16 protein-coding genes are annotated in these 21,432 nt (G+C 73.0%); 1 reads left to right on the top strand and 15 read right to left on the bottom strand.

The window, feature by feature from the left end; translation table 11 throughout:
* Window positions 1–32: 32 nt before the first annotated feature.
* The 9 genes from mycP to ACIPXC_RS21525 all read right to left on the bottom strand — a co-directional run bounded on the left by mycP (window position 33) and on the right by ACIPXC_RS21525 (window position 11,891).
* A complete protein-coding gene (gene mycP / locus ACIPXC_RS21565; RefSeq protein ID WP_401620533.1) occupies window positions 33–1,208 on the bottom strand; it encodes a type VII secretion-associated serine protease mycosin in 1,176 nt (391 codons plus the stop codon).
* Window positions 1,209–1,229: 21 nt separating this feature from the next.
* Window positions 1,230–2,693 carry a WXG100 family type VII secretion target gene (locus tag ACIPXC_RS21560; protein WP_401620530.1) on the bottom strand — a complete coding sequence of 488 codons (1,464 nt, stop codon included), beginning with the start codon at window positions 2,691–2,693 and terminating at the stop codon, window positions 1,230–1,232.
* Window positions 2,693–3,199 (bottom strand): hypothetical protein, encoded by a 507-nt coding sequence (locus ACIPXC_RS21555; protein WP_401620528.1) that lies wholly within the window; start codon window positions 3,197–3,199, stop codon window positions 2,693–2,695. The genes ACIPXC_RS21560 and ACIPXC_RS21555 overlap by 1 nt, the downstream gene beginning before the upstream one ends.
* A 168-nt stretch (window positions 3,200–3,367) precedes the next feature.
* A complete protein-coding gene (locus tag ACIPXC_RS21550; protein WP_401620654.1) occupies window positions 3,368–5,659 on the bottom strand; it encodes a xanthine dehydrogenase family protein molybdopterin-binding subunit in 2,292 nt (763 codons plus the stop codon).
* 50 nt (window positions 5,660–5,709) lie between these two features.
* A complete protein-coding gene (locus ACIPXC_RS21545; RefSeq protein ID WP_401620525.1) occupies window positions 5,710–7,959 on the bottom strand; it encodes a 2Fe-2S iron-sulfur cluster-binding protein in 2,250 nt (749 codons plus the stop codon).
* Window positions 7,956–8,873: an FAD binding domain-containing protein gene (locus ACIPXC_RS21540; protein WP_401620522.1), complete on the bottom strand. Its 918-nt coding sequence runs from the start codon at window positions 8,871–8,873 to the stop codon at window positions 7,956–7,958. The genes ACIPXC_RS21545 and ACIPXC_RS21540 overlap by 4 nt, the downstream gene beginning before the upstream one ends.
* A 305-nt stretch (window positions 8,874–9,178) precedes the next feature.
* Window positions 9,179–10,849 carry a beta-N-acetylhexosaminidase gene (locus tag ACIPXC_RS21535; RefSeq protein WP_401620519.1) on the bottom strand — a complete coding sequence of 557 codons (1,671 nt, stop codon included), beginning with the start codon at window positions 10,847–10,849 and terminating at the stop codon, window positions 9,179–9,181.
* A 167-nt stretch (window positions 10,850–11,016) separates the two neighbouring features.
* Window positions 11,017–11,301 carry a DUF3039 domain-containing protein gene (locus ACIPXC_RS21530; protein WP_030010729.1) on the bottom strand — a complete coding sequence of 95 codons (285 nt, stop codon included), beginning with the start codon at window positions 11,299–11,301 and terminating at the stop codon, window positions 11,017–11,019.
* A gap of 29 nt (window positions 11,302–11,330) precedes the next feature.
* Complete coding sequence (locus ACIPXC_RS21525) at window positions 11,331–11,891, bottom strand: YqgE/AlgH family protein (RefSeq protein ID WP_401620516.1); 561 nt, start codon at window positions 11,889–11,891, stop codon at window positions 11,331–11,333.
* A 262-nt stretch (window positions 11,892–12,153) separates the two neighbouring features.
* Between ACIPXC_RS21525 and murA the strand changes: the two genes are divergently transcribed.
* Complete coding sequence (gene murA / locus ACIPXC_RS21520; protein ID WP_030771691.1) at window positions 12,154–13,497, top strand: UDP-N-acetylglucosamine 1-carboxyvinyltransferase; 1,344 nt, start codon at window positions 12,154–12,156, stop codon at window positions 13,495–13,497.
* A gap of 353 nt (window positions 13,498–13,850) precedes the next feature.
* Here the strand turns inward: murA and ACIPXC_RS21515 are convergent, their stop codons facing one another.
* From ACIPXC_RS21515 to ACIPXC_RS21490, 6 genes are all read right to left on the bottom strand, one after another.
* Entirely contained in the window at window positions 13,851–14,132 is a 282-nt protein-coding gene (locus tag ACIPXC_RS21515) for an HU family DNA-binding protein (RefSeq protein WP_007264399.1), read from the bottom strand.
* Window positions 14,133–14,432: 300 nt separating this feature from the next.
* Window positions 14,433–15,869 (bottom strand): NAD-dependent malic enzyme, encoded by a 1,437-nt coding sequence (locus ACIPXC_RS21510; RefSeq protein WP_030662777.1) that lies wholly within the window; start codon window positions 15,867–15,869, stop codon window positions 14,433–14,435.
* Between the two features lie 476 nt (window positions 15,870–16,345).
* Window positions 16,346–18,670: a HelD family protein gene (locus ACIPXC_RS21505; RefSeq protein ID WP_401620511.1), complete on the bottom strand. Its 2,325-nt coding sequence runs from the start codon at window positions 18,668–18,670 to the stop codon at window positions 16,346–16,348.
* Between the two features lie 103 nt (window positions 18,671–18,773).
* A complete protein-coding gene (locus ACIPXC_RS21500; protein WP_401620508.1) occupies window positions 18,774–19,334 on the bottom strand; it encodes a CGNR zinc finger domain-containing protein in 561 nt (186 codons plus the stop codon).
* A 310-nt stretch (window positions 19,335–19,644) separates the two neighbouring features.
* Window positions 19,645–20,193 carry a GNAT family N-acetyltransferase gene (locus ACIPXC_RS21495; protein ID WP_401620505.1) on the bottom strand — a complete coding sequence of 183 codons (549 nt, stop codon included), beginning with the start codon at window positions 20,191–20,193 and terminating at the stop codon, window positions 19,645–19,647.
* Between the two features lie 9 nt (window positions 20,194–20,202).
* Window positions 20,203–21,384 (bottom strand): uroporphyrinogen-III synthase, encoded by a 1,182-nt coding sequence (locus tag ACIPXC_RS21490; RefSeq protein WP_401620502.1) that lies wholly within the window; start codon window positions 21,382–21,384, stop codon window positions 20,203–20,205.
* Window positions 21,385–21,432: the final 48 nt, after the last annotated feature.

Raw genomic sequence — 21,432 nt, 5'->3', positions numbered from 1 at the left:
TCAGGTCAGGAGCGGGTCAGGTCAGGGACGGGTCAACGGTTGCGGCGTACGACCACCGCGGTCACGGCCCCGCCGATGAGCACACACGCCCCGAGCCCGAGCCCGACCCAGAGAAGCGGGTTGCCGCCCTTCTCCTCGGCGGCGGCCTGGGGGGCGTGCGAGGACGGCGTGGGGTCGGTGGGGGCGGACGCGGAAGGCTTTCCGCCACTGGCCGCCGCGGCCAGGTCGGGCAGCGGATAGACATCGGCAGGACCGGGGTCCCCGGGCGTCTGCAACGCGATCCGGGGCCGGACGATGCCGTAGCCGACGTAGTCGTTGCGCTGAGACCCGTCGACGGGTTTCCCCGCGGTATTCAGGAGCACGCGCAGGACCTGGTTGTTGGTCCACTCAGGGTGCGCGGACCAGAGCAGGGCCGCGGAGGCGGAGGCCAGGGCAGAGGCGTCACTGGTGCCGTTGGTTTTACAGATTCCCGTCTTGCCCTTGCAGGCCGTAACGATGTCCTTGCCAGGTGCGGCCATATCCACCTGCGGGCCGTGCTGAGACTCGCTGGTTGGCTCGCCTTGGGGGTCAACTGCTCCGACACCAACTACGCCAGGAGTCCCTGCGGGGTACTGAATCTCGTTCGTCGAGTTTCCATAGTTGCCCACAGCAGCAAAGATGATCTTTCCCTTGGAAAGGGCGTACTTCACGGCAGCGGCGCGCCCTTGATCCTGCTCAGCCGTACTGTGCAGACCCATAGAGATGTTGATCACCTTGGCATCCGAGTCTGCGGCGTATCGAATCGCTTCCACCATAGACGGCGTCGATGCCGCCTCCAGCATGTCGGGGATGCGGATCGGAAGGATCTTCACACCTGGTGCGAGGCCGTAGCCACCATCCCCCGTCGGATGCTTCCCCGTTGCAGCGATCATCGCGGCAATGCCAGTGCCATGGCCAAAGTAGTCGTTATCCCTACCGACTTCGGCATCAGCTACGGGAAAGGCCTTGCCGGGAAGGACTTGACCTTCAAGTTCCGGGATCTGATTGACACCAGTGTCAATCACCGCAACGGTGACGCCCTTCCCCGTGCTGGTCTTCCAGATCTCGTCGGCCTTCATGGCGTCGAGATGCCACTGCTGCGATCGGATGGTCTCCGCGTGGGCCGGGGTCGCGGCGACCCCGGCCAGCAGGAGACCCACCAGGGCCGAGGTCGCCTTGCGCATGTGCATCCCGTACAACGTCCGTTCTGCTCAGTCGATCACGGGCGGGGCGACACGACGGTTGCCCTGCCAGGTCTCTTCGTCCTCGGTCAGGTAGTCGGGGCGCTGGCCCCCCTGGTTGTCCCGGCCCCTACCCGGAGCCTGCATACCTGCACCCGCGTGACCCACGGGACCGGCACCGTTGCGGACGAGGCCCGAACCGCCCTGGGTGAACGGCTGGCCCGCCGCGATCGGACGACCGACCGCACCGGCCTGACGCCCACCCGTGACGCCACCCGGCTCCGTGGCCAGTCGGCGGCCGGCCGGGAGACCGGCCTGGGTGCTGCCGTAGTGGCCCCCGGCGCCGTGGCCCATACCGCCACCCATGGGACGACCGGCCTGAGTACCTTCGCCGACGACCATGCCGCGCGGGATACCGGAGGCCGGGCCGGTGGACGTCACCGGACGCCCACCCGTGATACCGGCGTCACGCGGGGGCAGGCCGGGCGCACCGATGACCTTGCCGCCAGGAGGAAGGCCAGGACCACCCAATCCGGGGTACGGACCGATTCCGGGACCGGTACCGAACGGGCCGGGTCCCTTCAGGCCGCCGACGGGCGGGATGGCCACAGGCGGGACGAAGGGGCCGGGGGTGGGTCCGACGGGACCTGTGGTCGTCGGGAGACCGGGCGTGGTCGTCAGCGGCGGCGTGGCGGGAGGCGGAAGCGTACCGACGGTGTCGAGGTCCACGTCCACGTCGCGATCCGGGATCGACGGAACGGAAAGCGACGGGGTCGTGTTGTCAGGCCGCGTCCCAGGCGCCGATCCAGATTCAGTCGAGCGCGCTCCGCCGGAATCGCCGGAGTAAGCGTAGTTGGAGGAACCAGAGTTTCCGCCTCCATAGCGCGCACCTCCGTCACCGCCACGCGCGACGTCCTGACTTGCATCACGGACAACCGGCACAAGCACCTGCGGCGGCGGCGGGAACGTGGGGATCTCCGCCTTGCCCATCTGCACGGCGGACTGGTCGTATGCCCCGGCCAGCTTGTTCATCGCGTCCACGGCGCGCGCGTGGTCTCCGCTCAGCTTCGACCAGGCCTCCTGGCCGAGCTGCACCGCGTCCGGGTCGTTGTGGTACTCGCGCGACGTCGCCAGGTTCTCCCTGAGCTTCGCGTCCGCAGCCGCGTCGTACGGGGGGAAGTTCCCCACCCCGTCCTTGGACGGCTTGACCTCGCGCATGACCTGTGCGGCTTCGGCCATGTACTTGCCGCCCGCCTTGCTGTATTCGGCCAGTTGCAGCGTGGCACTGCCGGACTGGCTCACCCAGTTCTGGAACGCGGTAGCGCCTTCACCCTCCCAGCCCTTGACCTTGTGGTCCTTGAGCTTGGTCCCGATCTCCAAGATCGTCGTGGCGGCTTCCGTCAGCTTCGTGCCCAGCGCAGCCACCTTCGCAGGATCGAGCGACTCGATCATCGCGTGCAGCTGTGCGTGCGTGTACCCCTCGAAGTTGGTCATCAGAGAACACCGCCATTCTTCCCGTTCGGCTGCGTGCCGTCGCTCTGCTTCTTTGCGTACGGGTCACGGTCCCGGACATACTCTTCGTGGGCCTGCTTGGCGATGACGACCATGCGCCGCTTCTGTTCCTCGTCCACCACCGCGTAGCCGCCGCTCGCGGACTGGACCGCGATGCCCAGCCCCTCGATCTGCTCGGCAAGCCCCTTCGACAGCTTCTGCAGCTCCGAATGGACGGTCTTGTACGCCTCGTACAGCTTGTCCGCCTCGGGGAAGCCCGTTCCCAGGACGCCAGTCGGCATCGTGCCGTCCGCCAGCTTCCCGTGGTGCGCAGGGGACTCCTGAAGCTTCGTCAGGAGGCCGTCCACAAGGGCCTTGTAGCCCTTCAGGTCGTCGTACTCGACCCGCAGCGCCGCTGCCCGCGCCTGTGCGTCCGCCTGGGCTCTGATCGACGCCGCGACGTCCCCGGACAGGCCTACCGCCAGAATCCCGCCGTTGTCCTCTGCCACGTTGGCCTCCCCGACTCCCCGTCTCCCCGCGGGCGCGGCGCTCCGCGCCGCACCCCGTCCCCGTTCGCACCCGTTCGCACGTGTGCGCGCACACTCTCGGCGATCACTCTAGCGACCGGCACCGACAGCCCCAAGTCCGGGGTTGCACGTGCAATGCGGGTCACACGGTCATGAGTTGGGTGTCGCCACCGCCGCCGACGGTCGGATCGGGAGCCTGTTGACCGGGCGGCCCGTCGCGGCGCGGACCGCCGAGGCGATTGCCGCCGGGGTCGTCACCACCGGGACCGCGCTCGCCGCCTTCGCGCCGAACGGGGCCACCACGTCGCGCTCCTCGACCAGTTTGACGATGCGGACCGTCGGGGCGTCCAGCGCGGTCGGCAGGGCGTAGCCCGTCAGGTCGGGGTGGCGGACCAGGCCGGCAACGGTGCGGAGGTTCTCCGTCAGGGCCGCGCCCACGCCCTGGGTGACGCCCGCTTCGATACGGGCCTCCAGCTGGCGGGGGTTGAGGATCCGGCCCACGTCCTGGGCCACCGCGAGCTCCACCACCCGTACGGAGCCCAGCTCGATGTCCACGTCCACCACCGCGCGGATCGCACAGAAGGCGAGGCCCACGAAGGCGTCGCCCTGGCCTTCCGCGTCCAGCGGTTCGGTCGGGTGGGGGCGGCACTGGGCGGTCGCCCAGAGCTCCTTGCCCGCCATGGCCTCCGCGACCGACATCGAGAAGGCGCCGTCGTACGACGTGATCCGGCCGTCCTGGATCTGCAGGAGTTCCGTCGACATGCCCAGCTTGTGCGCCATCGGCTGCAGCAGCTGGGTGCGGACCATCTTGGCGGCCCGCTCCACCGCGCCGCCCGACACCCACGTGTGGCGGCCGTGCGCCGCCGGGCCGGCCGGGGGCTGGTCGGTGTCCACGGGGGCCACCGCCACCTCGTCGACGCCCAGCACCTCCTGGACGATCTGGCGGGCCAGGGTGCCGAAGCCCTGGCCGGTGTCGACCGCCGCGCAGATGACGGTGGCCGCGCCGCCCACCACCTTCACGGTGGCGGTGGAGACCTCGTCGGTCCCCTCCGCGCCGAGCATGTGCACCATGCCGACGCCGTAGCCGACACCGCGCCGCACCGCGCCGGGCTCGCCCGCGCCCTCCGGGCCGCCGGGCAGCAGCCACTCGTCCTCGGGGGCGTCCTTCGGGAGGGCGGGCAGCTCGCAGTCGCGTACCGAACGCAGGAGTTCGGCGACCGGGGCCGGGCAGGTGACCGTCTGGCCGGTCGGGAGGAGGTCCCCCGTGGCCAGGACGTTGCGCATGCGCAGTTCCGCACCGTCGATGCCGAGGGCGGCCGCGAGCTTGTCCATCTGGCCCTCGTACGCGGCGCACACCTGCATCGCGCCCTCGCCGCGGACGTGGCCCGACGGCGGGTTGTTGGTGCGCACCACCCAGCCCTCGACGAAGGCGTGCGGGACGACGTACGGGCCGCAGGCGAAGGCCACCGCCGCCGCCAGGGATTCGGCGGAGGCGTCGGCGTACGCGCCCGCGTCCATCAGGATCTGCGCCTCGACCTTGACCAGGCGGCCCTCGGCGTCGGCGTGGTGGCGGTAGCGCAGCAGGGTCGGGTGGCGGTGGGTGTGGCCGAGGAAGGACTCCTCGCGGGTGGCGGCCAGCTTCACCGGGCAGCCCGTGCGCAGGGCGAGCAGGCCGAGCGGGAGCTGGAAGGCGGCGTCCTCGCGGTCGGCCGTGGCGCCTGGGACGCCGGTGACGACGACGCGCACCCGGTCCGGTTCCAGGCCGAAGCAGGCGGCGGCCAGGTCGCGGTCGGTGTGCGGGTCGGTGGAGGCGGTGTAGAGCTCGACGCCGCCGTCGGGACGGGGCACGGCCAGCCCGGCCTCGGCGCCGATGGGGGCGGGGTCCTGGCGGCCGATCCGGTACAGGCCCTCGACCACGACCTCGCCGGTGGCCTCCGGGTCGCCGTAGCGCAGCGGGATGTGCCGGATCAGGTTGCCGTCGGGGTGCAGGGCGGGGGCGCCGAAGGCCTGCTCGGGGTCGGTGACCGGGTCGAGGAGCTCGTACTCGACGGCGATCGCGGCCGCGGCGAGCCGGGCCGTGTCGGGGTGATCGGCGGCGACGGCGGCGATGGGCTCGCCGTGATGGCGTACGACGTCGTGCGCGAACACCGGCCGGTCCGCGATCCGGCGGCCGTGGGTGGTGGCGCCGGGTACGTCGGCATGGGTGACGACGGCTCGTACGCCGGGCATCTCCGCGGCGGCCGTGGTGTCGATGGAGAGGATCCGGGCGTGGGCGTGCGGGGAGCGCAGCACGGCGGCCCACAGGAGGCCCTCGGCCCAGAGGTCGGCGGCGTAGGGGAAGGTGCCCTCGGTCTTGGCGCGGGTGTCGGTGGCCTCGACGGAGGCGCCGATGCCGCGCGGCACCTGCTGATCGGGGCTCTCGGGCCCGGGTGCTGCGGCCATGGCCGTCACCGTGGTGTTCACCGTCGTCGCGGTCGCCGCGTCCTGCCCGCTCACGCCGTGCCTCCGTGGTGGATGCCGCCCTCGCCGGGCGCTGCCTGGTGCGGGATGCGCGCTTCCTGCGCCGCCTCGCCCTGCGCCTGAACGTGTCCGTGCCCGTGCCCGTCGTGCCCGTGCCCGTCATGTCCGTGGCCCTGCGCCTGGAGTTGTGCCGCGTCCGCGGAGGCCGCCGCCTCCCGCTCGGCCACGACCTCGCGCACGGCCTCGACGACCCCCGCGTAGCCGGAGCACCGGCAGAGGTTGCCGCACAGCGCCTGGCGGGTCTCCAGCTCGCTGGGGGCGTGGTTGCCCTCCAGCAGGTCGTGGATGGTCATGGCCATGCCGGGCACGCAGAACCCGCACTGCACCGCGCCCGACCTGCACAACGCCTGCTGGACGTCGGAGAGTTCCCCGCCCGTCGCGAGGCCCTCCACGGTGCGGACCTCGCTGCCGGCGGCCGTGGCCGCCGGGACCAGGCAGGAGGCGACGAGCCGGCCGTCGACCTGTACGGCGCAGGCGCCGCACTCGCCCTGCGAGCAGCCGTCCTTGGCGCCGGCGAGGCCGAGGCGTTCGCGCAGCACGTAGAGGAGCGACTCCCCGATCCAGGCCCCGGTGACGGGGCGGTCGGCGCCGTTGACGCGCAGGACGTAGGAGGCGTGGGGGTGCTCGTGGTGGACGGCGGCCGCGGCGCGGTGGTCCTCCTCGTACGCCGGCGCCTCCGCCGGGATCCCTTCCCCGGTGTCCTCGTCCGGGAGCTCCGCCGCGCTGTCGGCGCTGTCCCCGGCCGACGTGGACCCGGCCGGGATCTCGGACGGGACCTCGGACGGGATCTCATCGGGGGACGGGGCGGCCTCGGCGGGCGCCTGCCCTTCGGTGTCGGCCGGGTCAGGTGCGGGCACGGCACCCGGCTCCGCGAAGCCGTGGCCGTCCGCCTGTGCGGACGCCGTCTCGGGGGCCCGGCCGAACGCGGTGAAGCCGTGCCCGTCCGTGTCCGCGGGGTGCGCGGGGTGCGCGGAATGCTCCGCATGGCCGACGTGACCAGCGTGACCAGCGTGACCTGCTTGTCCGATGTGACCTGTGTGCCCGGCTTGCTCGACCTGCCCGAAGTGGTCGGGGTGCGCACCGCGTTCGGAGTACTCGACGTGCTCGACGTGCTCGACGTGCTCGACGTCGGCCCCGCGGTCGGCGGGTTCGGCGTGCTCGGCGTTCGCGGGCTGCGCCGGGTGCTCCGGCTCCGCCGGCTCGTGCGCCGCGGCTCCCGGGTGCGACCGCTCCCCCGCGAGCGCGGTTGCCGCCGGGCCGTGCGCGGCCTCGATGTCGTGCGGTGCCTGGTGGTGCGCGGGCTCGGCCTCCGGGAGCGCGGTGCCCACGCCGGGGCCGCCCAGCACGCGCGGCCCGCGGCCCGCGGCGCCGACACCGGGGCCGCCGAGCAGGCGTCCGGCGGCGTGCGCGGTGGCGGTGGCAGCGGCGGCCGAAGCGGCGGCGGCTTCGTCCGTACCCGGCAGGACGCCCGCGTCCCGGCCAGGGTCCGGGTCGGCGGACGGCTGCTGCGTCAGGTACGCCCACGGGGCCGGGGCGCCGCCCGGCAGGGTCGCCGGGGCCTGGCTCCAGTCCGCGTCCAGCCCACTGCCCGTACGGAAGTCTCCCTGCTGCTGGGCGAAGTCGGGCACGGCCCACTGGCCGGTCGTCGACGGCGCCTCCTCGGGCTTGTGCACCGCCTCGGGGAAGCGCCACTCCGCCGTCGCACCGGGATCGTGCTCCGCCTCCGCCTCCGGCTCGGCGAACGCGGCCGCCACCGACGCCGGGATGGGGATCGAGGCCGGGATCGGCCCGCCCACGGGACCGCCCACGGGACCACCCGCGGAACCGCCCTGGGAACCGGAACCGGAGCCGGAGCCGGAACCGCCCACGGAACCGGAACCGGAACCGGATGCGGAGCCTGCGCCGGATCCCGTACCCGCCCCGAACCCCGACGGATCGGACGCGCCGCCCGCCTCCGGCCACTGCGCCGGGATCGCCCAGGTGCCCGTGGCCGCCGGGTCCGTACTGGCCGAGCCCAGCGGCACGATCATCGGCGGCGGCACGTAGCCGTGCCCGGGCGCCGCGAGCGGCTCGCCGGTGCCGAGCGCGTCCAGCATGTCCTGCGGAAGTTTCACGAAGGCCGTGGCGTCCGAGTCGTACTCGCCGCCCTGCGGGACCGGTTCCCAGCCCCAGCCCGCCGTGCCGTTCCCCTGGGTCACGTTCTCGTTCTCGTTCTCGCTCATGAGGTCAGCGCCCTTCCGAGGGCCCTCCGTGCCAGTACGGCCACCGTCCGCCGCAGGTGCAGTACGCCGGGAGCCACCGGTTCCCCCTGGTCGGGGACGCAGGCGGCCGCGACGTACTCGCCGAAGGCCTCCAGCGCCTCGGGGGCCAGGCTCCGCCCGCCGTCCCAGTCGATCAGCGAGGCCACCCACTGCTCGGCCTCCAGCGGCCGCAGCGGCATCGGGGCCACCGCACCGATGGCGCAGCGCACGCCCCGGCGCGCCGGGTCCAGCACGAGCCCCACGGACGCCACCGCCCGCCCGGGTCCCGTGCGCCCGGTGGCCTTGAGGAACACCTGCGGGGCGTGCAGCAGCGGCACCCGCACGAAGCCGATGAGCTCACCGGGCCGCAGCATCTCCCGTCCGGCCAGCAGGTGCGAGACCGGGATCTCGCGCTGCCCGCCCGGGCCGACGATGACGAGTACGGCCTCCAGCGCGGCCAGCACGGGCAGCGCGTCCCCGGTGGGCGCGGCGGTGGCGATGTTCCCGCCGAGGGTGCCGGCGTTGCGGATCTGCGGGGGTCCGGCGGCGCGCGCGGCGGCCGCGAGCGCGGGGATGAGCGCGGCGAAGTCCGGCCGCCCCATCCGGGCGTGGGTGAGGCCCGCGCCGAGCAGCGCGTGACCGTCCTGGTACTGCCAGCCGCGGATCTCGTTGATCCGGCCCAGGCCGACCAGGGCGGCGGGCCGCAGCAGCCCGGCGTTGACCGCGGCCATGAGGTCGGTGCCGCCCGCGACGGGCACGGCGGCGGGCATGGCGGTGAGCGCCGCGACGGCCTCGTCGAGCGAGGCCGGCAGCGTCACGGACTGCGACGCCTGCTGCCCCTGAGCCCCCTGAGGTGAATCAGGTGCGTGCGGTGCGTGCGGTGCCTGCGTGGTCAACCCAGCTGCCCCTTCCCGATGTCCCGGTCCTGGCGCTCACGCCTGTCCGCCGTACGGTACGTGCTCACCGCCGGGACGTGGCAACTCTGGCACATCTTCCGGGCCGCCCGGCGCGAGGGTCCTCCCCGTCGCCCCGCCGCCGCGCGCGCTGTCCCGTACGGGGTGGAGGGCCCCGTGTACACCGCCTTCGACGACCCTCCTCCCGTATTGCCCGGTTTTCCGCGTATAGCGGGAAATCCAGCCAGAGTTCCGGACCCGTTCCTTTTCCGTTCAGGCCGCCGCCGGGCCGGCACCGTGCTCCCGTGTCACACGTTCGGGGGCGCGCCTTCGACGGGACGTCCGAGCACCCCCGGCCGCCGCTGCCACGGCAACGGGCCGCCCGGCGGCCGGTAGCCGACGCCGAGGGCGTCCAACCGCGGGTAGTGCGCGGCCATCCGCTCCTCGAACCCCCCGAAGTCGCGCTCCTCGGGCGCGGGCTGCCACGACCACACCACCTCCGCGAAGGCCGCCAGCCGCGGGAACACCTGGTAGTCGACCCGGCCCTGGTCCTGCGTCACCTCGGTCCACATGTTGGCCTGTGCGCCCAGCACATGGGCCGCGGCCTGCGGCGACAGCTTCGGCGGCACCGGCTCAAAGCGGTAGACGTCCTCCAGGGAGCGCACGTACCCGATGGGCATCGGCTCGTCCGGGCCGCCCGCCTGACGGTGGTCCAGGTACACGTGCTGCTCGGGGCACATCACCACGTCGTGGCCGGCCTCGGCGGCGGCGATCCCGCCCGCGTAGCCGCGCCACGAGGACACGGCCGCGCCCGGCGCGAGCCCTCCCTCCAGGATCTCGTCCCACCCGATCAGGCGCCGTCCGCGCTCGGCGAGCCAGCCGCCGAAGTGCCGGATGAACCAGGACTGCAGCCCGTCCTCCCCGTCCACGCCCAGCTCCCGGATCCGCTCCTGCGCGACCGGGGAGGCCCTCCACTGCGTCTTGGGGCACTCGTCGCCGCCCACGTGCACGAACGGCGAGACCTCCGCCGGGAACAGCTCCAGCAGCTCCTCGAAGACCCCCTCGTAGAAGCGCAGCACGGCCTCGGTCGGGGCGAGGACGTTCTCGCAGATCCCCCAGTCGTCCCACACGCCGAGCGCCGCCGTGTCGACCACGTCGGTGTTGCCCAGCTCCGGGTACGCGGCGATCGCGGCCTGCGAGTGCCCCGGCAGGTCGATCTCCGGGACCACCCGGACGTGCCGCTCGGCGGCGTACGCGACGATCTCGCGGATGTCGTCCTGGGTGTAGAAGCCGCCGTGCGGGGTCTCGTGCCACAGCGGCGAGGCGCGGTGGCCCCACCGGCTGCGCTCCCGCCAGGCCCCGACCCCGGTCAGCCGCGGGTACCGCCGGATCTCCACGCGCCAGCCCTGGTCGTCGGTCAGGTGCAGGTGGAGCACGTTGAGCTTGTGGGCGGCGAGCAGGTCGATGTAGCGCAGCACGCCGTCCTTGGGCATGAAGTGCCGGGCGACGTCGAGCATCAGCCCGCGCCAGCCGAAGCGCGGGCCGTCCACGACGCCGGCGTACGGCAGGCTCCAGGCGCGGCCGGGCAGCGGTGCCCTGCGGTACGCGTCGGGGCCGAGCAGCTGGCGCAGGGTCTGGGCGGCCCAGAAGAGTCCGGCGGCCGTCGCTCCCGTCAGTTCCGCCCCGTCCCCGCCGATGTCGAGCCGGTACGACTCCGGCCCGCGGTCCCCCGCGACGTCCGGGTCGATCCGCAGCCGCAGCTCCGCGACGGCGCCGCCGCCGGGTCCGGTCCCGGCCGGGGCGGCGGGCAGTGTCCAGCCGGTGGCCGCCCCCAGCTCGCGCCGCATCCAGCGGGCGACGGATCCGGTGCCGGGCCCGGCGTCGAGGACGGGCTCGGGGCCGAATGCGAAGCGGCGCCCGTCCCCGTCGAGGAGTACGGCCCGGGGTGCGGGGATCAGGCCCGTGCGGATCAGGTCCATGCGTCACAGCCCTTCGCGGGAGCGGTTGCGCCCTGCGCAACACGCGTTCCGCCGGGTGCTCGTCGCGCCGACCCTAACGCGCCCCGCGGGCACGGCAAAGGCCCCCGGACGCACGGTGGTGCGCCGGGGGCCCGGTCCCGCGAAAGGCGAGAGTGAGTCGGCTCGGACTACTTGTCCTTGCCGCCCTTGTCCTTGTCCCCGCCGGGGCCCATGGACTCGTAGATCTCCTTGCACATGGGGCAGACCGGGTACTTCTTCGGGTCCCGGCCCGGTACCCAGACCTTGCCGCAGAGCGCGACGACGGGGGTCCCGTCGAGCGCGCTCGCCATGATCTTGTCCTTCTGGACGTAGTGGGCGAAGCGCTCGTGGTCGCCGTCACCGTGCGACACCTGCGGCGTCGGCTCTACGAGGGTCCCCGTGCCAGTCCCGCGCTCGGGCTCAAGAGTGCTCATGGAACCCAGGGTACTTAACCCCGCGCCCGTCAGTTGAGCGACGGGTCGTCCGGATAGGTGGCGACCATCGCGAGTTCGCTGCGCTGGCGGCGCAGCACCGACCGCCACAACCGCTCCGGATCCGGCGAGGACACGTCCCCGGGCTCCGACTCCACCACGTACCAGGCGCCCTCGCCCAGCTCCTGCTCCAGCTGGCCCGGCCCCCAGCCGGAGTAACCGGCGAAGATGCGCAGGCCCCCCAGCGCCGGCGCCAGCAGCTCGGGCGGCGTCTCCAGGTCGACCAGCCCGATCGCCCCGTGCACCCGGCGCCAGCCGAGCGGCCCCTCCTCCCCGGGGACGACGGCGAGCCCGAGGGCCGAGTCCAGCGCCACCGGCCCGCCCTGGAACACCACGCCGGGGGCTCCGGCCAGCGGCGCCCAGGGCAGCAGGACGTCGCCGACGCCCACCGGGGTCGGCCGGTTGAGGACCACGCCGAGGGAGCCCTGCTCGTCATGGTCGAGCAGCAGCACCACCGCGCGGTCGAAGTTCGGATCCGCGAGGGTGGGGGTGGCCACGAGCAGCCGCCCTGTGAGGGAGGACACCTCGGTCATGCCGCCATGATCCCGCACAACCGCCCTTCGCGGGGAGCGGGCGGGCGGATCTGATCGCGCGCAGCTCAGGGCGCACGGCGGCAGCGAGGAGCGCGTACGGACGAACTGGGCGGAACGCAACACTCCGCCATGCGGTGGATACGGAGGGTGTTGTACCGAATTCATGACAGTCCTACGGCCGCGTCGGCCTTACGAACAAGGGGGTGATGGCCCTTACCCTTTTCCCTGGCCCCCTGCCCACCCTCTCCGGAACGCGAGATTCATGACCGGCATCAGTGACGATGTACTGCTTGTCCACGGCGGCACCCCGCTCGAGGGCGAGATCCGTGTCCGCGGTGCGAAGAACCTCGTGCCCAAGGCCATGGTCGCCGCTCTGCTCGGCAGCGAACCCAGCAGGCTGCGCAACGTTCCCGACATCCGTGACGTGCGTGTCGTGCGCGGGCTGCTCCAGCTGCACGGGGTGACGGTCCGTCCCGGCGAGGAGCCGGGCGAGCTCGTGCTCGACCCCACCCACGTCGAGAGCGCGAACGTCGCGGACATCGACGCCCACGCGGGCTCTTCGCGCATCCCGATCCTCTTCTGCGGGCCCCTGCTGCACCGTCTCGGCCACGCCTTCATCCCGGGCCTCGGCGGCTGCGACATCGGCGGCCGGCCGATCGACTTCCACTTCGACGTGCTCCGCCAGTTCGGCGCGACCATCGAGAAGCGCGAGGGCGGCCAGTACCTGGAGGCCCCGCAGCGGCTGCGCGGCTGCAAGATCCGCCTGCCCTACCCCTCCGTCGGCTCCACCGAGCAGGTGCTGCTGACGGCCGTTCTGGCCGAGGGCGTCACCGAGCTCAGCAACGCCGCCGTGGAGCCGGAGATCGAGGACCTCATCTGCGTGCTGCAGAAGATGGGCGCCATCATCTCCATGGACACCGACCGCACCATCCGGATCACCGGTGTGGAGCGGCTCGGCGGCTACAACCACAAGGCCCTCCCGGACCGCCTGGAGGCCGCCTCCTGGGCGTCCGCGGCGCTCGCCACCGGCGGCAACATCTACGTGCGCGGCGCCCAGCAGCGCTCGATGATGACCTTCCTCAACACGTACCGGAAGGTCGGCGGCGCCTTCGAGATCGACGACGACGGCATCCGCTTCTGGCACCCGGGTGGCCCGCTCAACGCCATCGCGCTGGAGACGGACGTGCACCCCGGCTTCCAGACCGACTGGCAGCAGCCGCTCGTGGTGGCCCTGACGCAGGCCTCCGGCCTCTCGATCGTCCATGAGACGGTCTACGAGTCCCGGCTCGGCTTCACCTCGGCGCTCAACCAGATGGGTGCTCACATCCAGCTGTACCGCGAGTGCCTGGGCGGTTCGGCCTGCCGTTTCGGCCAGCGCAACTTCCTGCACTCGGCGGTCGTCTCCGGCCCGACCAAGCTGCAGGGCGCCGACCTGGTCATCCCCGACCTGCGCGGCGGGTTCTCGTACCTGATCGCGGCGCTGGCCGCCGAGGGCACCTCGCGGGTCCACGGCATCGACCTGATCAACCGCGGCTACGAGAACTTCATGGAGAAGCTCGTCGAGCTCGGTGCGAAGGTCGAGCTGCCGGGCGGCGACCTCGTCTAGCCCGTACCGCCGTCCCGCCGTACGGACACCGAAGCCCCCCGGGCCCCGCAGCAAGGGCCCGGGGGGCTTTCGCATGCGCCCTCCCCGGGGCTCCCCTGGCCGGGGGGAGGGCCCTGACGGGCCGTGACGGGCCCTGACGGGGCCTCACAGGGCCTGCCGGACCCCGCATGGGCCGGGAGGGCGGCGCGGGGCCCCGCGCGGACGTACCGCGGGCAGCGGACGTACCGCGGGCAGGCGAAAGGGCGGCCGCCCCGCCCGGGGTGGCCGCCCTTCACCGTTTCTGCGTACTACTGCTGCATTCAGCCGTGCTCTACGTCCCGAGGCCTGCGCGGCCCCCGGCGCCGGGGCAGGACTTACTTGCCCTTGGCGGCTTCCTTGAGCTTGGAGCCCGCGGAGACCTTCACGCTGTAGCCGGCCGGGATCTGGATGGGGTCGCCGGTCTGCGGGTTGCGCGCGGTGCGAGCGGCACGGTGGGTGCGCTCGAAGGTCAGGAAGCCGGGGATGGTGACCTTCTCGTCGCCCTTGGCGACGATCTCGCCGACGGTCTCGGCGAGCGCGGCCAGAACGGCGTCGGCGTCCTTGCGGGTCACCTCGGCGCGCTCGGACAGAGCGGCCACCAGCTCACTGCGGTTCATGTTGTACTCCCGTGTTCAACTTGCCTTAGAGGCGTGAGATCGAAGCCGATGCTGCCAGGGCCCTAGGACAGTCCCCGGACCCGGGTCTGAACGTCAGACCCTCTCGCCCGGTTACGCATCCTGCCCCCACCAGCGGCGGGAAAGCCAATCCGGCACCCGCCGGGGTCACACGAAAAGCGCCACAGTCACGCCCCGGTGACGCTCCGTCCGCACCCGTGGGATGCGAACAGCGGAGCTCGTTGGCATCCCCGCAACCCTAGAGGCGGCCCGGCGGGCCCGCATCTCGCGACGCGCCGGGGATCAGGGAGCCGTGAGGCCCGTCACAGACCCGTTCTGGGCGGCCGAGGCGGCCTTGCGGACGGCGCCCGCCACCGCGCCGGCGACCTTGTCGTTGAACACCGACGGGATGATGTAGTTCGCGTTCAGCTCGTCCTCGCCGACGACGTCGGCCAGCGCGGTCGCGGCGGCGAGCATCATGCTGGTGTTCACCGTGCGGGACTGCGCGTCCAGCAGGCCGCGGAAGACGCCAGGGAAGACCAGCACGTTGTTGATCTGGTTCGGGAAGTCGGAGCGGCCGGTGGCCACCACGGCGGCCGTCTGACGGGCCACGGCCGGGTCGACCTCGGGGTCCGGGTTCGCGAGCGCGAACACGATGGCACCCTCCGCCATGGCGGCGACGTCCTCGCCGGACAGCACGTTCGGGGCCGAGACGCCGATGAACACGTCGGCGCCGACCACGGCCTCCTTCAGAGTGCCCGTGTAGCCCTCGGGGTTGGTGTTGTCGGCGATCCAGCGCAGCGGGGAGTCCGCCGCCGCGTCGACGAGGTCGGGGCGGCCCGCGTGCACGACACCGTGGATGTCGGCGCTGACGGCGTTCTTCACACCCGCCGCGAGGAGCAGCTTCAAGATGGCCGTACCGGCCGCGCCGGCGCCCGACATGACGACCTTGACGTCCTCAACTGCCTTGCCCACCACGCGCAGTGCGTTGGTGAGCGCCGCGAGCACGACGATCGCGGTGCCGTGCTGGTCGTCGTGGAAGACGGGGATGTCGAGGGCCTCGCGCAGCCGGGCCTCGATCTCGAAGCAGCGCGGCGCGGAGATGTCCTCCAGGTTGATGCCGGCGAAGCCCGGGGCGATGGCCTTGACGATGGCGACGATCTCGTCGGAATCCTGGGTGTCGAGGCAGATCGGCCAGGCGTCGATGCCGGCGAAGCGCTTGAAGAGGGCCGCCTTGCCCTCCATGACGGGCAGCGCGGCCATCGGGCCGATGTTGCCCAGGCCCAGCACGGCGGAACCGTCCGTCACGACTGCGACGGAGTTGCGCTTGATGGTCAGGCGGCGCGCGTCCTCGGGGTTCTCGGCGATGGCGGTGCACACGCGGGCGACGCCCGGGGTGTAGATCATCGAGAGGTCGTCACGGTTGCGGATGGGGTGCTTCGACGACATCTCGATCTTGCCGCCGAGGTGCATCAGGAACGTACGGTCGGAGACCTTGCCGAGGCTGACGCCCTCGATGCCGCGCAGCTTCTCCACGATCTCGTCGGCGTGGGCGGTGGAGGTCGCGGCGATGGTGACGTCGATCCGCAGCTTCTCGTGGCCCGAGGCGGTGACGTCCAGACCGGTGACCGATCCTCCGGAGGACTCCACGGCGGTGGTGAGCTGGGAGACCGCGGTTCCGCTCGCGGGCACTTCCAGGCGGACCGTCATCGAATACGAGACGCTGGGCGCCGTTGCCATGGCCGTGTTTCCTCTTCTGTCCCTGGTTCGCTTAACACACAGGGCCCGCGCTCCACAGCAGGTGCGGCAGGACCTGTTGTCCGATCGTCCCACCTACCAGCCGGTACAAGGTAACCAGCTACAAAATTCGGAAAGACATTTCCACCATACGAGATATGGGAGGGGGTTCGGAAGGGTGGGGTCATACAAAACAGGTCCGCGCCCCCCACGGGTGGAGGGCGCGGACCTGGTTCTTCCTCTGTCTATGACACCGACCCGCCATGCTCGCCTCGCGGCAAGTGGTCGCTCTGAGCGACGAAGGTTGGGCCCGGGGGCTTGGATCGAGTCGGTGCCGTACCCAGGCTAACAAAGGATCGCCGAATGTGATCCCCCTGGTGACGGTCGGTTCCCGGGACCACGCGCCTGGCCGCGGACCATCCGGCCGTACGCCCGCGACGGGCCGGACGCCGACGGGGCACCGGCGGGTCACCGGCGCGTCACCCCTGGGGCAGCAGCAGCTCGGGCACCCCGTCCACGTCCGGCTTGTCCCCTTCGGCCGCGACCACGGTCAGCTGCTGCGTGGCACGCGTCAGCGCCACGTACAGCACCCGCAGGCCGGCCGGGGACTCGTCCGCGATCTCCGCCGGGGAGACGACCACCGTGGCGTCGTACTCCAGGCCCTTGGCCTCCAGACTGCCCAGCGCGACGGCCCGTTCGCCCAGGTCGGCGAGCCAGCCCGCGGCCTCCGCGCGCCGGTCCATGGCCACGACCACACCGACGGTGCCGTCCACCTGCTCCAGCAGCCGCCGCGTCTCCTCCCGCACCACGGCGCCCAGTTCTCCGTCGGCGGCCGTGAACCGCGGCTCCAGCCCGGTGGAGCGCACGGCCGACGGCGGCTCCATGCCGGGCATCGCCAGCCGCAGCACGCGGGAGGCGACCTCGGCGACCTCGGCCGGGTTGCGGTAGTTGACCGTGAGCGTGAAGCGCCGGCGCGGCCGGGACCCCAGCGCCTCGTCGCGGGCGGCGGCGGCCTCCTCCGGATCCGTCCAGGAGGACTGCGCCGGGTCCCCGACGACCGTCCAGGTGCCGTGCCGGCCGCGGCGGCCCACCATCCGCCACTGCATCGGCGTCAGGTCCTGGGCCTCGTCCACGATGACGTGCGCGTACTCGGTGCGCTCCGCCGCGAGCCGCTCGGCCCGCTCCCACTGGGTCTCCTCGCGGGTCGGCATCAGCTCCTCCAGGCCGCTGAGCTGGTCGAGCGGGTCCATCTCCCGCTTCCGCCTCGGCCGCGCGGGGGCGCCGAGGAGCTGCTGGAGCTCGTCGAGCAGCGCCACGTCGTGCACCGAGAGGGGACCCTTGCCGTCCGCGCCCGCCCGGCGCAGCGAACGCGCCAGCTGGCGGGTCTCGCGGGAGTTGAGGTCGCGGCGCGACCAGCGGCCGAGCCTGCGCTCGTCGGCCATCGCGGCGAGCACCCGGCGCGGGGTCAGCTCGGGCCACCAGGCGTTCAGGAAGCCGATGAAGTCGTCCTCGGTGGAGATGTCCTCGTCGAACGCGGAACGCAGCTCGGCGGCGAGCTCCGGGTCACTGTGCCGGCCGGCGGCGCCGGTCTTCGCGTACAGGGCGTCCAGCAGCAGCTTGCGGGCGCGCGGACGCAGCAGGTTCACGGGCGCGGTACCGCCGAGCACGTTCTGCCGGATCCGGTTCAGCTCGTCGGCCTCCAGTTCCTGGCGGCGGCCGAAGGCCACCACGCGCAGCCGGTCCGGCGCCGGGCCCCGTTCGTCGCCGAGCTCCAGGGTGCCGCGCACGGCCTTGCGCAGGACCTTGAGCATCCGGGAGGAGCCCTTGATCCGGGCCACGGCCGGGTCGTCGTACGTGGTCGCCTCGGCCCCGTCGACCAGCGAGCCGAGCGCCCGGATGGCGACCTGGCCCTCCTCGCCGAGGGAGGGCAGCACGCCCTCGGTGTACGCGACGAGCAGCGGGGTCGGCGAGACGATCAGGATGCCGCCGGAGTAGCGGCGGCGGTCCTGGTAGAGCAGGTAGGCGGCGCGGTGCAGGGCGACCGCGGTCTTCCCGGTGCCGGGACCGCCGGCCACCTCGGCGACGGAGGCGGCGGGGGCCCGGATGACCAGGTCCTGCTCGGCCTGGATGGAGGACACGATGTCGCGCATGGAGTGCGTACGGGCCCGCCCGAGCGCGGCCATGAGGGCGCCGTCACCGATGGCGGGGAGCTCGCGGCCGTCGAGGAAGGCGGTGACCTCGGGACGCATCAGGTCGTCCTCGACACCGAGCACCTTGCGGCCCTTGGAGCGGATGACGCGGCGGCGCACGACACGGCCCGGCTCCTTGGGCGTGGAGCGGTAGAAGGGCGCGGCGGCCGGCGCGCGCCAGTCGATGACCAGCGGCGCGTAGTCGGAGTCCAGGACTCCTATGCGGCCGATGTGCAGGGTCTCGGCGATGTCGGCCGTGAGGTCCTCGCGGATCGCCGCGTCGGCGGGCTCGACGGAGGTGTACGCGCCGTCCGGGCCGCGCTCCCCGTCCTTGCCGAGCACCAGGTCGATGCGGCCGAAGAGGAAGTCCTCGAACTCGTTGTTCAGCCGGTTCAGGTGGATGCCCGCCCGGAAGACCTGCGCGTCGCGCTCGGCCAGGGCTCCGGGCGTGCCGACCTGCCCGCGCTTCGCGGCGTCGTTCATGAGGAACTCCGCCTCGTGGATCTTCTCCTCAAGGCGTCGGTACACCTGGTCGAGATGCGTCTGCTCGACCGCGATCTCCCGATCGCGGACGGAATCCGCCGTGCTGTCGACAGCGGCATCCTGCGCGGCCACCAAGGCCCCCTTCTGACGTGCATGGGCGACCGTCAACCGTACGCGAACCGGCCCCCGGTCCGCACGCCCGTTCCGGAACGCGTCTCGCTCAGTGGTACACCGGCTACCGGGATCCGGACGCCAGGAGCCGTCGGCGGTGGCGGGCGACGCGTTCGCGGTTGCCGCACAGCTCGCTGGAGCACCACCGGCGGCGGTGGCCGCGGGAGGTGTCCAGGTAGACGCGGGTGCAGCCGTCTCCCGCGCAGGCCCGCAGGAGGGCGCGGTCACCGGGGTCGGTCAGCAGCTCCACGGCGTCGCGGGCCACCGCCGCGAGCAACGCACCGCACTCCACGCCGCCGCACAACTCCCGCACGAGGTGCCCTTCCTGGTCCCGTACGGCGCACAGCCCCGGGGGTGGTCCGGCGGCCAGCGCGTTGACCCGGGCCAGGGCGTCCTCGTCGGGCTCGCCCCCGGACAGTTCCGTCCGTACGAGGGTCTCCACGTCGGCGCGCAGCGCGCGGAAGGCCGCGGCCCAGTCGGCGCCCACCCGGGCCAGCGGTGTGCGGTCGGGCACGAGCCCGGCTCCGGCGAGCCACAGCCGCAGCTCGTCACCGTCCGGGATCCCCTCGTGGGGGGCGAGAGTGGCCACCAGGTCCAGGCAGACCCGCCCGGAGTCGAACCGCATGCCCGTCACCGCCTCGCGTCGTGGGGCGCCTCCCCAGAGTGCCCGTACGCCGCCCGCTGGGGAAGCCCCCGAACCGGTGCTGCGCACCGCTGCCGGGGCTCCGCCCCGGATCCCCGCTCCTCAAACGCCGGAGGGGCTGGCAGGGCTAGGGCCTGTATTGAGTTGCCCCGTGGAGCAAGGAGCGGCGTTCGGTGCGTGCCCTCGGCGTGCGGGACGAATATCCTCGTAGCGGAGCTACTAGGACATTCGGCTCGTGCGCCGGGGGTGCGTGCCGGGCGCCGCGACGCCGCGGGGCAACTCAATACAGGCCCTAGGCCGCCGGCGGGTGGTCGTGGAGGATCCGCTGGAAGAGGCGGTGGTCGCGCCAGGCGCCGTTGATGTGCAGGTAGCGCGGTGCGAGTCCGTACTGCTCGAAGCCCGCCTTGGCCAGCACCCGCTGCGAGGCCGTGTTGTCGACCAGGGTCCCGGCCTCGACCCGGTGCAGCCCCACCTCGTCACGGGCGATCCGGCAGACCTCCTGGGCGCCGGCCGTGGCCAGCCCCTTGCCGCGGCAGGCCTCGTCGACCCAGTAGCCGAGGCCGCCGCTGCTCAGCGGTCCGTGCTGGATGTTGCCGAGGTTGATGGTCCCCAGCGGGGTGCCGCTCGCGAGGTCCACGAACACGAACGGCAGCAGCCGGCCGGCGTCCCGGGACTCCAGCTGCTGTCCGATCCGCTCCCGCTGCCCCGCCTCGGTGTAGAAGGCGTCGGTCCGCAGCGGCTCGGTCGGTGCCATGTTCGCCCGGTTCCGCGCGAACGCCTCGGCCAGTCCCGCGGCGTCGTCCAGTGCGACGCCCCTCATCTCCACCCCGTCAATGATCATCCCGGCACGCTAGCCCAGGACCCCCCTGGCCGTCACCGCTGCGTCCTGCGGGAGTTGCCCGTACTTCTCCTCGCCGCCCGCGTCCAGCGACAGCCGGTACCCGCGCTTGACCACCGTCTGGATGAGGCCGGGCGCCCCGAGCGCCGTGCGCAGCCGGGCCATGGCCGTCTCCACGGCGTGCTCGTCGCGCCCCGCGCCCGGCAGCGCCCGCAGCAGTTCCGCGCGGGCCACCACCCAGCCGGGGCGCCGGGACAGCGCCCTGAGCAGGGCCATCCCGGCCGGGGGCACCGGCCGCAGTTCCTCGTCGACGAGGACGGCGTGGCCCCGGATCTCCAGCCGGTGCCCGGCCACCGGCAGGACCCGGGCCCGGCCGGGCAGCTCCCGGCACAGCAGCTGCACCAGCGGGCCCAGCCGGAACCGTTCGGGCTGCACGGTGTCCACACCGAGCGCCTGGAGCGGCAGTGCCGTCACCGGCCCGACGCACGCGGTCAGCGGCCCGCCGCCGCGCAGCGCGTCCAGTACGGCCTCCCGCATCCCCCGTTCCTCGGCCCGGGACAGCAGGGAGGCCGCCGCCGGGGCCGAGGTGAAGCCGACGGCGTCCACCCCGCCGCCGACGACGGCGTCCAGCAGCCGGTCCAGCGGGGCGAGGTCCTCCGGGGCCATCCACCGGTACACCGGGACCACGACCACCTCGGCCCCGCCGGCCCGCAACGCCTCGACGAAGCCGGGCAGCGGCTCCCCGTGCAGCTGGAGCGCGATCCGCCGGCCGGTGACCCCGGCCGCCAGCAGCCGGTCCAGTACCTCGGCGAGCGATTCCGACTCCGGGGACCACTCCTCCACGAGCCCGGCGGCCCGGATGGCGCCCTTGACCTTCGGCCCGCGGGCCAGCAGTTCGGTGGAGCGCAGGGTCTCCAGCAGCTGCTCGCCGATCCCCCACCCGTCGGCGGCCTCGACCCAGCCGCGGAAGCCGATCGCGGTGGTGGCGACGACCACGTCCGGCGGAGCGCCGATCAGTTCCTTGGTGGCGGCCAGCAGTTCGCTGTCGTCGGCGAGCGGCACGATCCGCAGCGCCGGTGCGTGCAGCACCGACGCTCCGCGCCGCCGCAGCAGCGCGATGAGCTCGTCCGCCCGCCGGGCGGCGGTGACCCCGACGGTGAAGCCCGCGAGCGGGCGGGTGTTCCTGTCGTCCATCGTGACCTGCCTACTGACGCGTGTGGGGGCGGTACGGGTGGACCGAGC

The sequence above is a fragment of the Streptomyces sp. NPDC090021 genome (genome assembly GCF_044748225.1).
Lineage (GTDB): Bacteria > Actinomycetota > Actinomycetes > Streptomycetales > Streptomycetaceae > Streptomyces.
This window is presented reverse-complemented; position numbering and strand designations above follow the sequence as displayed.

What these genes read in the sequence shown, in the direction of transcription:
- mycP (WP_401620533.1), bottom strand. Translation starts at nt 1,208, where the DNA reads ATGCACATGCGCAAGGCGACCTCGGCCCTGGTGGGTCTCCTGCTGGCC.
- ACIPXC_RS21560 (WP_401620530.1), bottom strand. Translation starts at nt 2,693, where the DNA reads ATGACCAACTTCGAGGGGTACACGCACGCACAGCTGCACGCGATGATC.
- ACIPXC_RS21550 (WP_401620654.1), bottom strand. Translation starts at nt 5,659, where the DNA reads ATGGCCGCAGCACCCGGGCCCGAGAGCCCCGATCAGCAGGTGCCGCGC.
- ACIPXC_RS21545 (WP_401620525.1), bottom strand. Translation starts at nt 7,959, where the DNA reads ATGAGCGAGAACGAGAACGAGAACGTGACCCAGGGGAACGGCACGGCG.
- ACIPXC_RS21535 (WP_401620519.1), bottom strand. Translation starts at nt 10,849, where the DNA reads ATGGACCTGATCCGCACGGGCCTGATCCCCGCACCCCGGGCCGTACTC.
- ACIPXC_RS21530 (WP_030010729.1), bottom strand. Translation starts at nt 11,301, where the DNA reads ATGAGCACTCTTGAGCCCGAGCGCGGGACTGGCACGGGGACCCTCGTA.
- ACIPXC_RS21525 (WP_401620516.1), bottom strand. Translation starts at nt 11,891, where the DNA reads ATGACCGAGGTGTCCTCCCTCACAGGGCGGCTGCTCGTGGCCACCCCC.
- murA (WP_030771691.1), top strand. Translation starts at nt 12,154, where the DNA reads ATGACCGGCATCAGTGACGATGTACTGCTTGTCCACGGCGGCACCCCG.
- ACIPXC_RS21515 (WP_007264399.1), bottom strand. Translation starts at nt 14,132, where the DNA reads ATGAACCGCAGTGAGCTGGTGGCCGCTCTGTCCGAGCGCGCCGAGGTG.
- ACIPXC_RS21510 (WP_030662777.1), bottom strand. Translation starts at nt 15,869, where the DNA reads ATGGCAACGGCGCCCAGCGTCTCGTATTCGATGACGGTCCGCCTGGAA.
- ACIPXC_RS21500 (WP_401620508.1), bottom strand. Translation starts at nt 19,334, where the DNA reads ATGCGGTTCGACTCCGGGCGGGTCTGCCTGGACCTGGTGGCCACTCTC.
- ACIPXC_RS21495 (WP_401620505.1), bottom strand. Translation starts at nt 20,193, where the DNA reads ATGATCATTGACGGGGTGGAGATGAGGGGCGTCGCACTGGACGACGCC.
- ACIPXC_RS21490 (WP_401620502.1), bottom strand. Translation starts at nt 21,384, where the DNA reads ATGGACGACAGGAACACCCGCCCGCTCGCGGGCTTCACCGTCGGGGTC.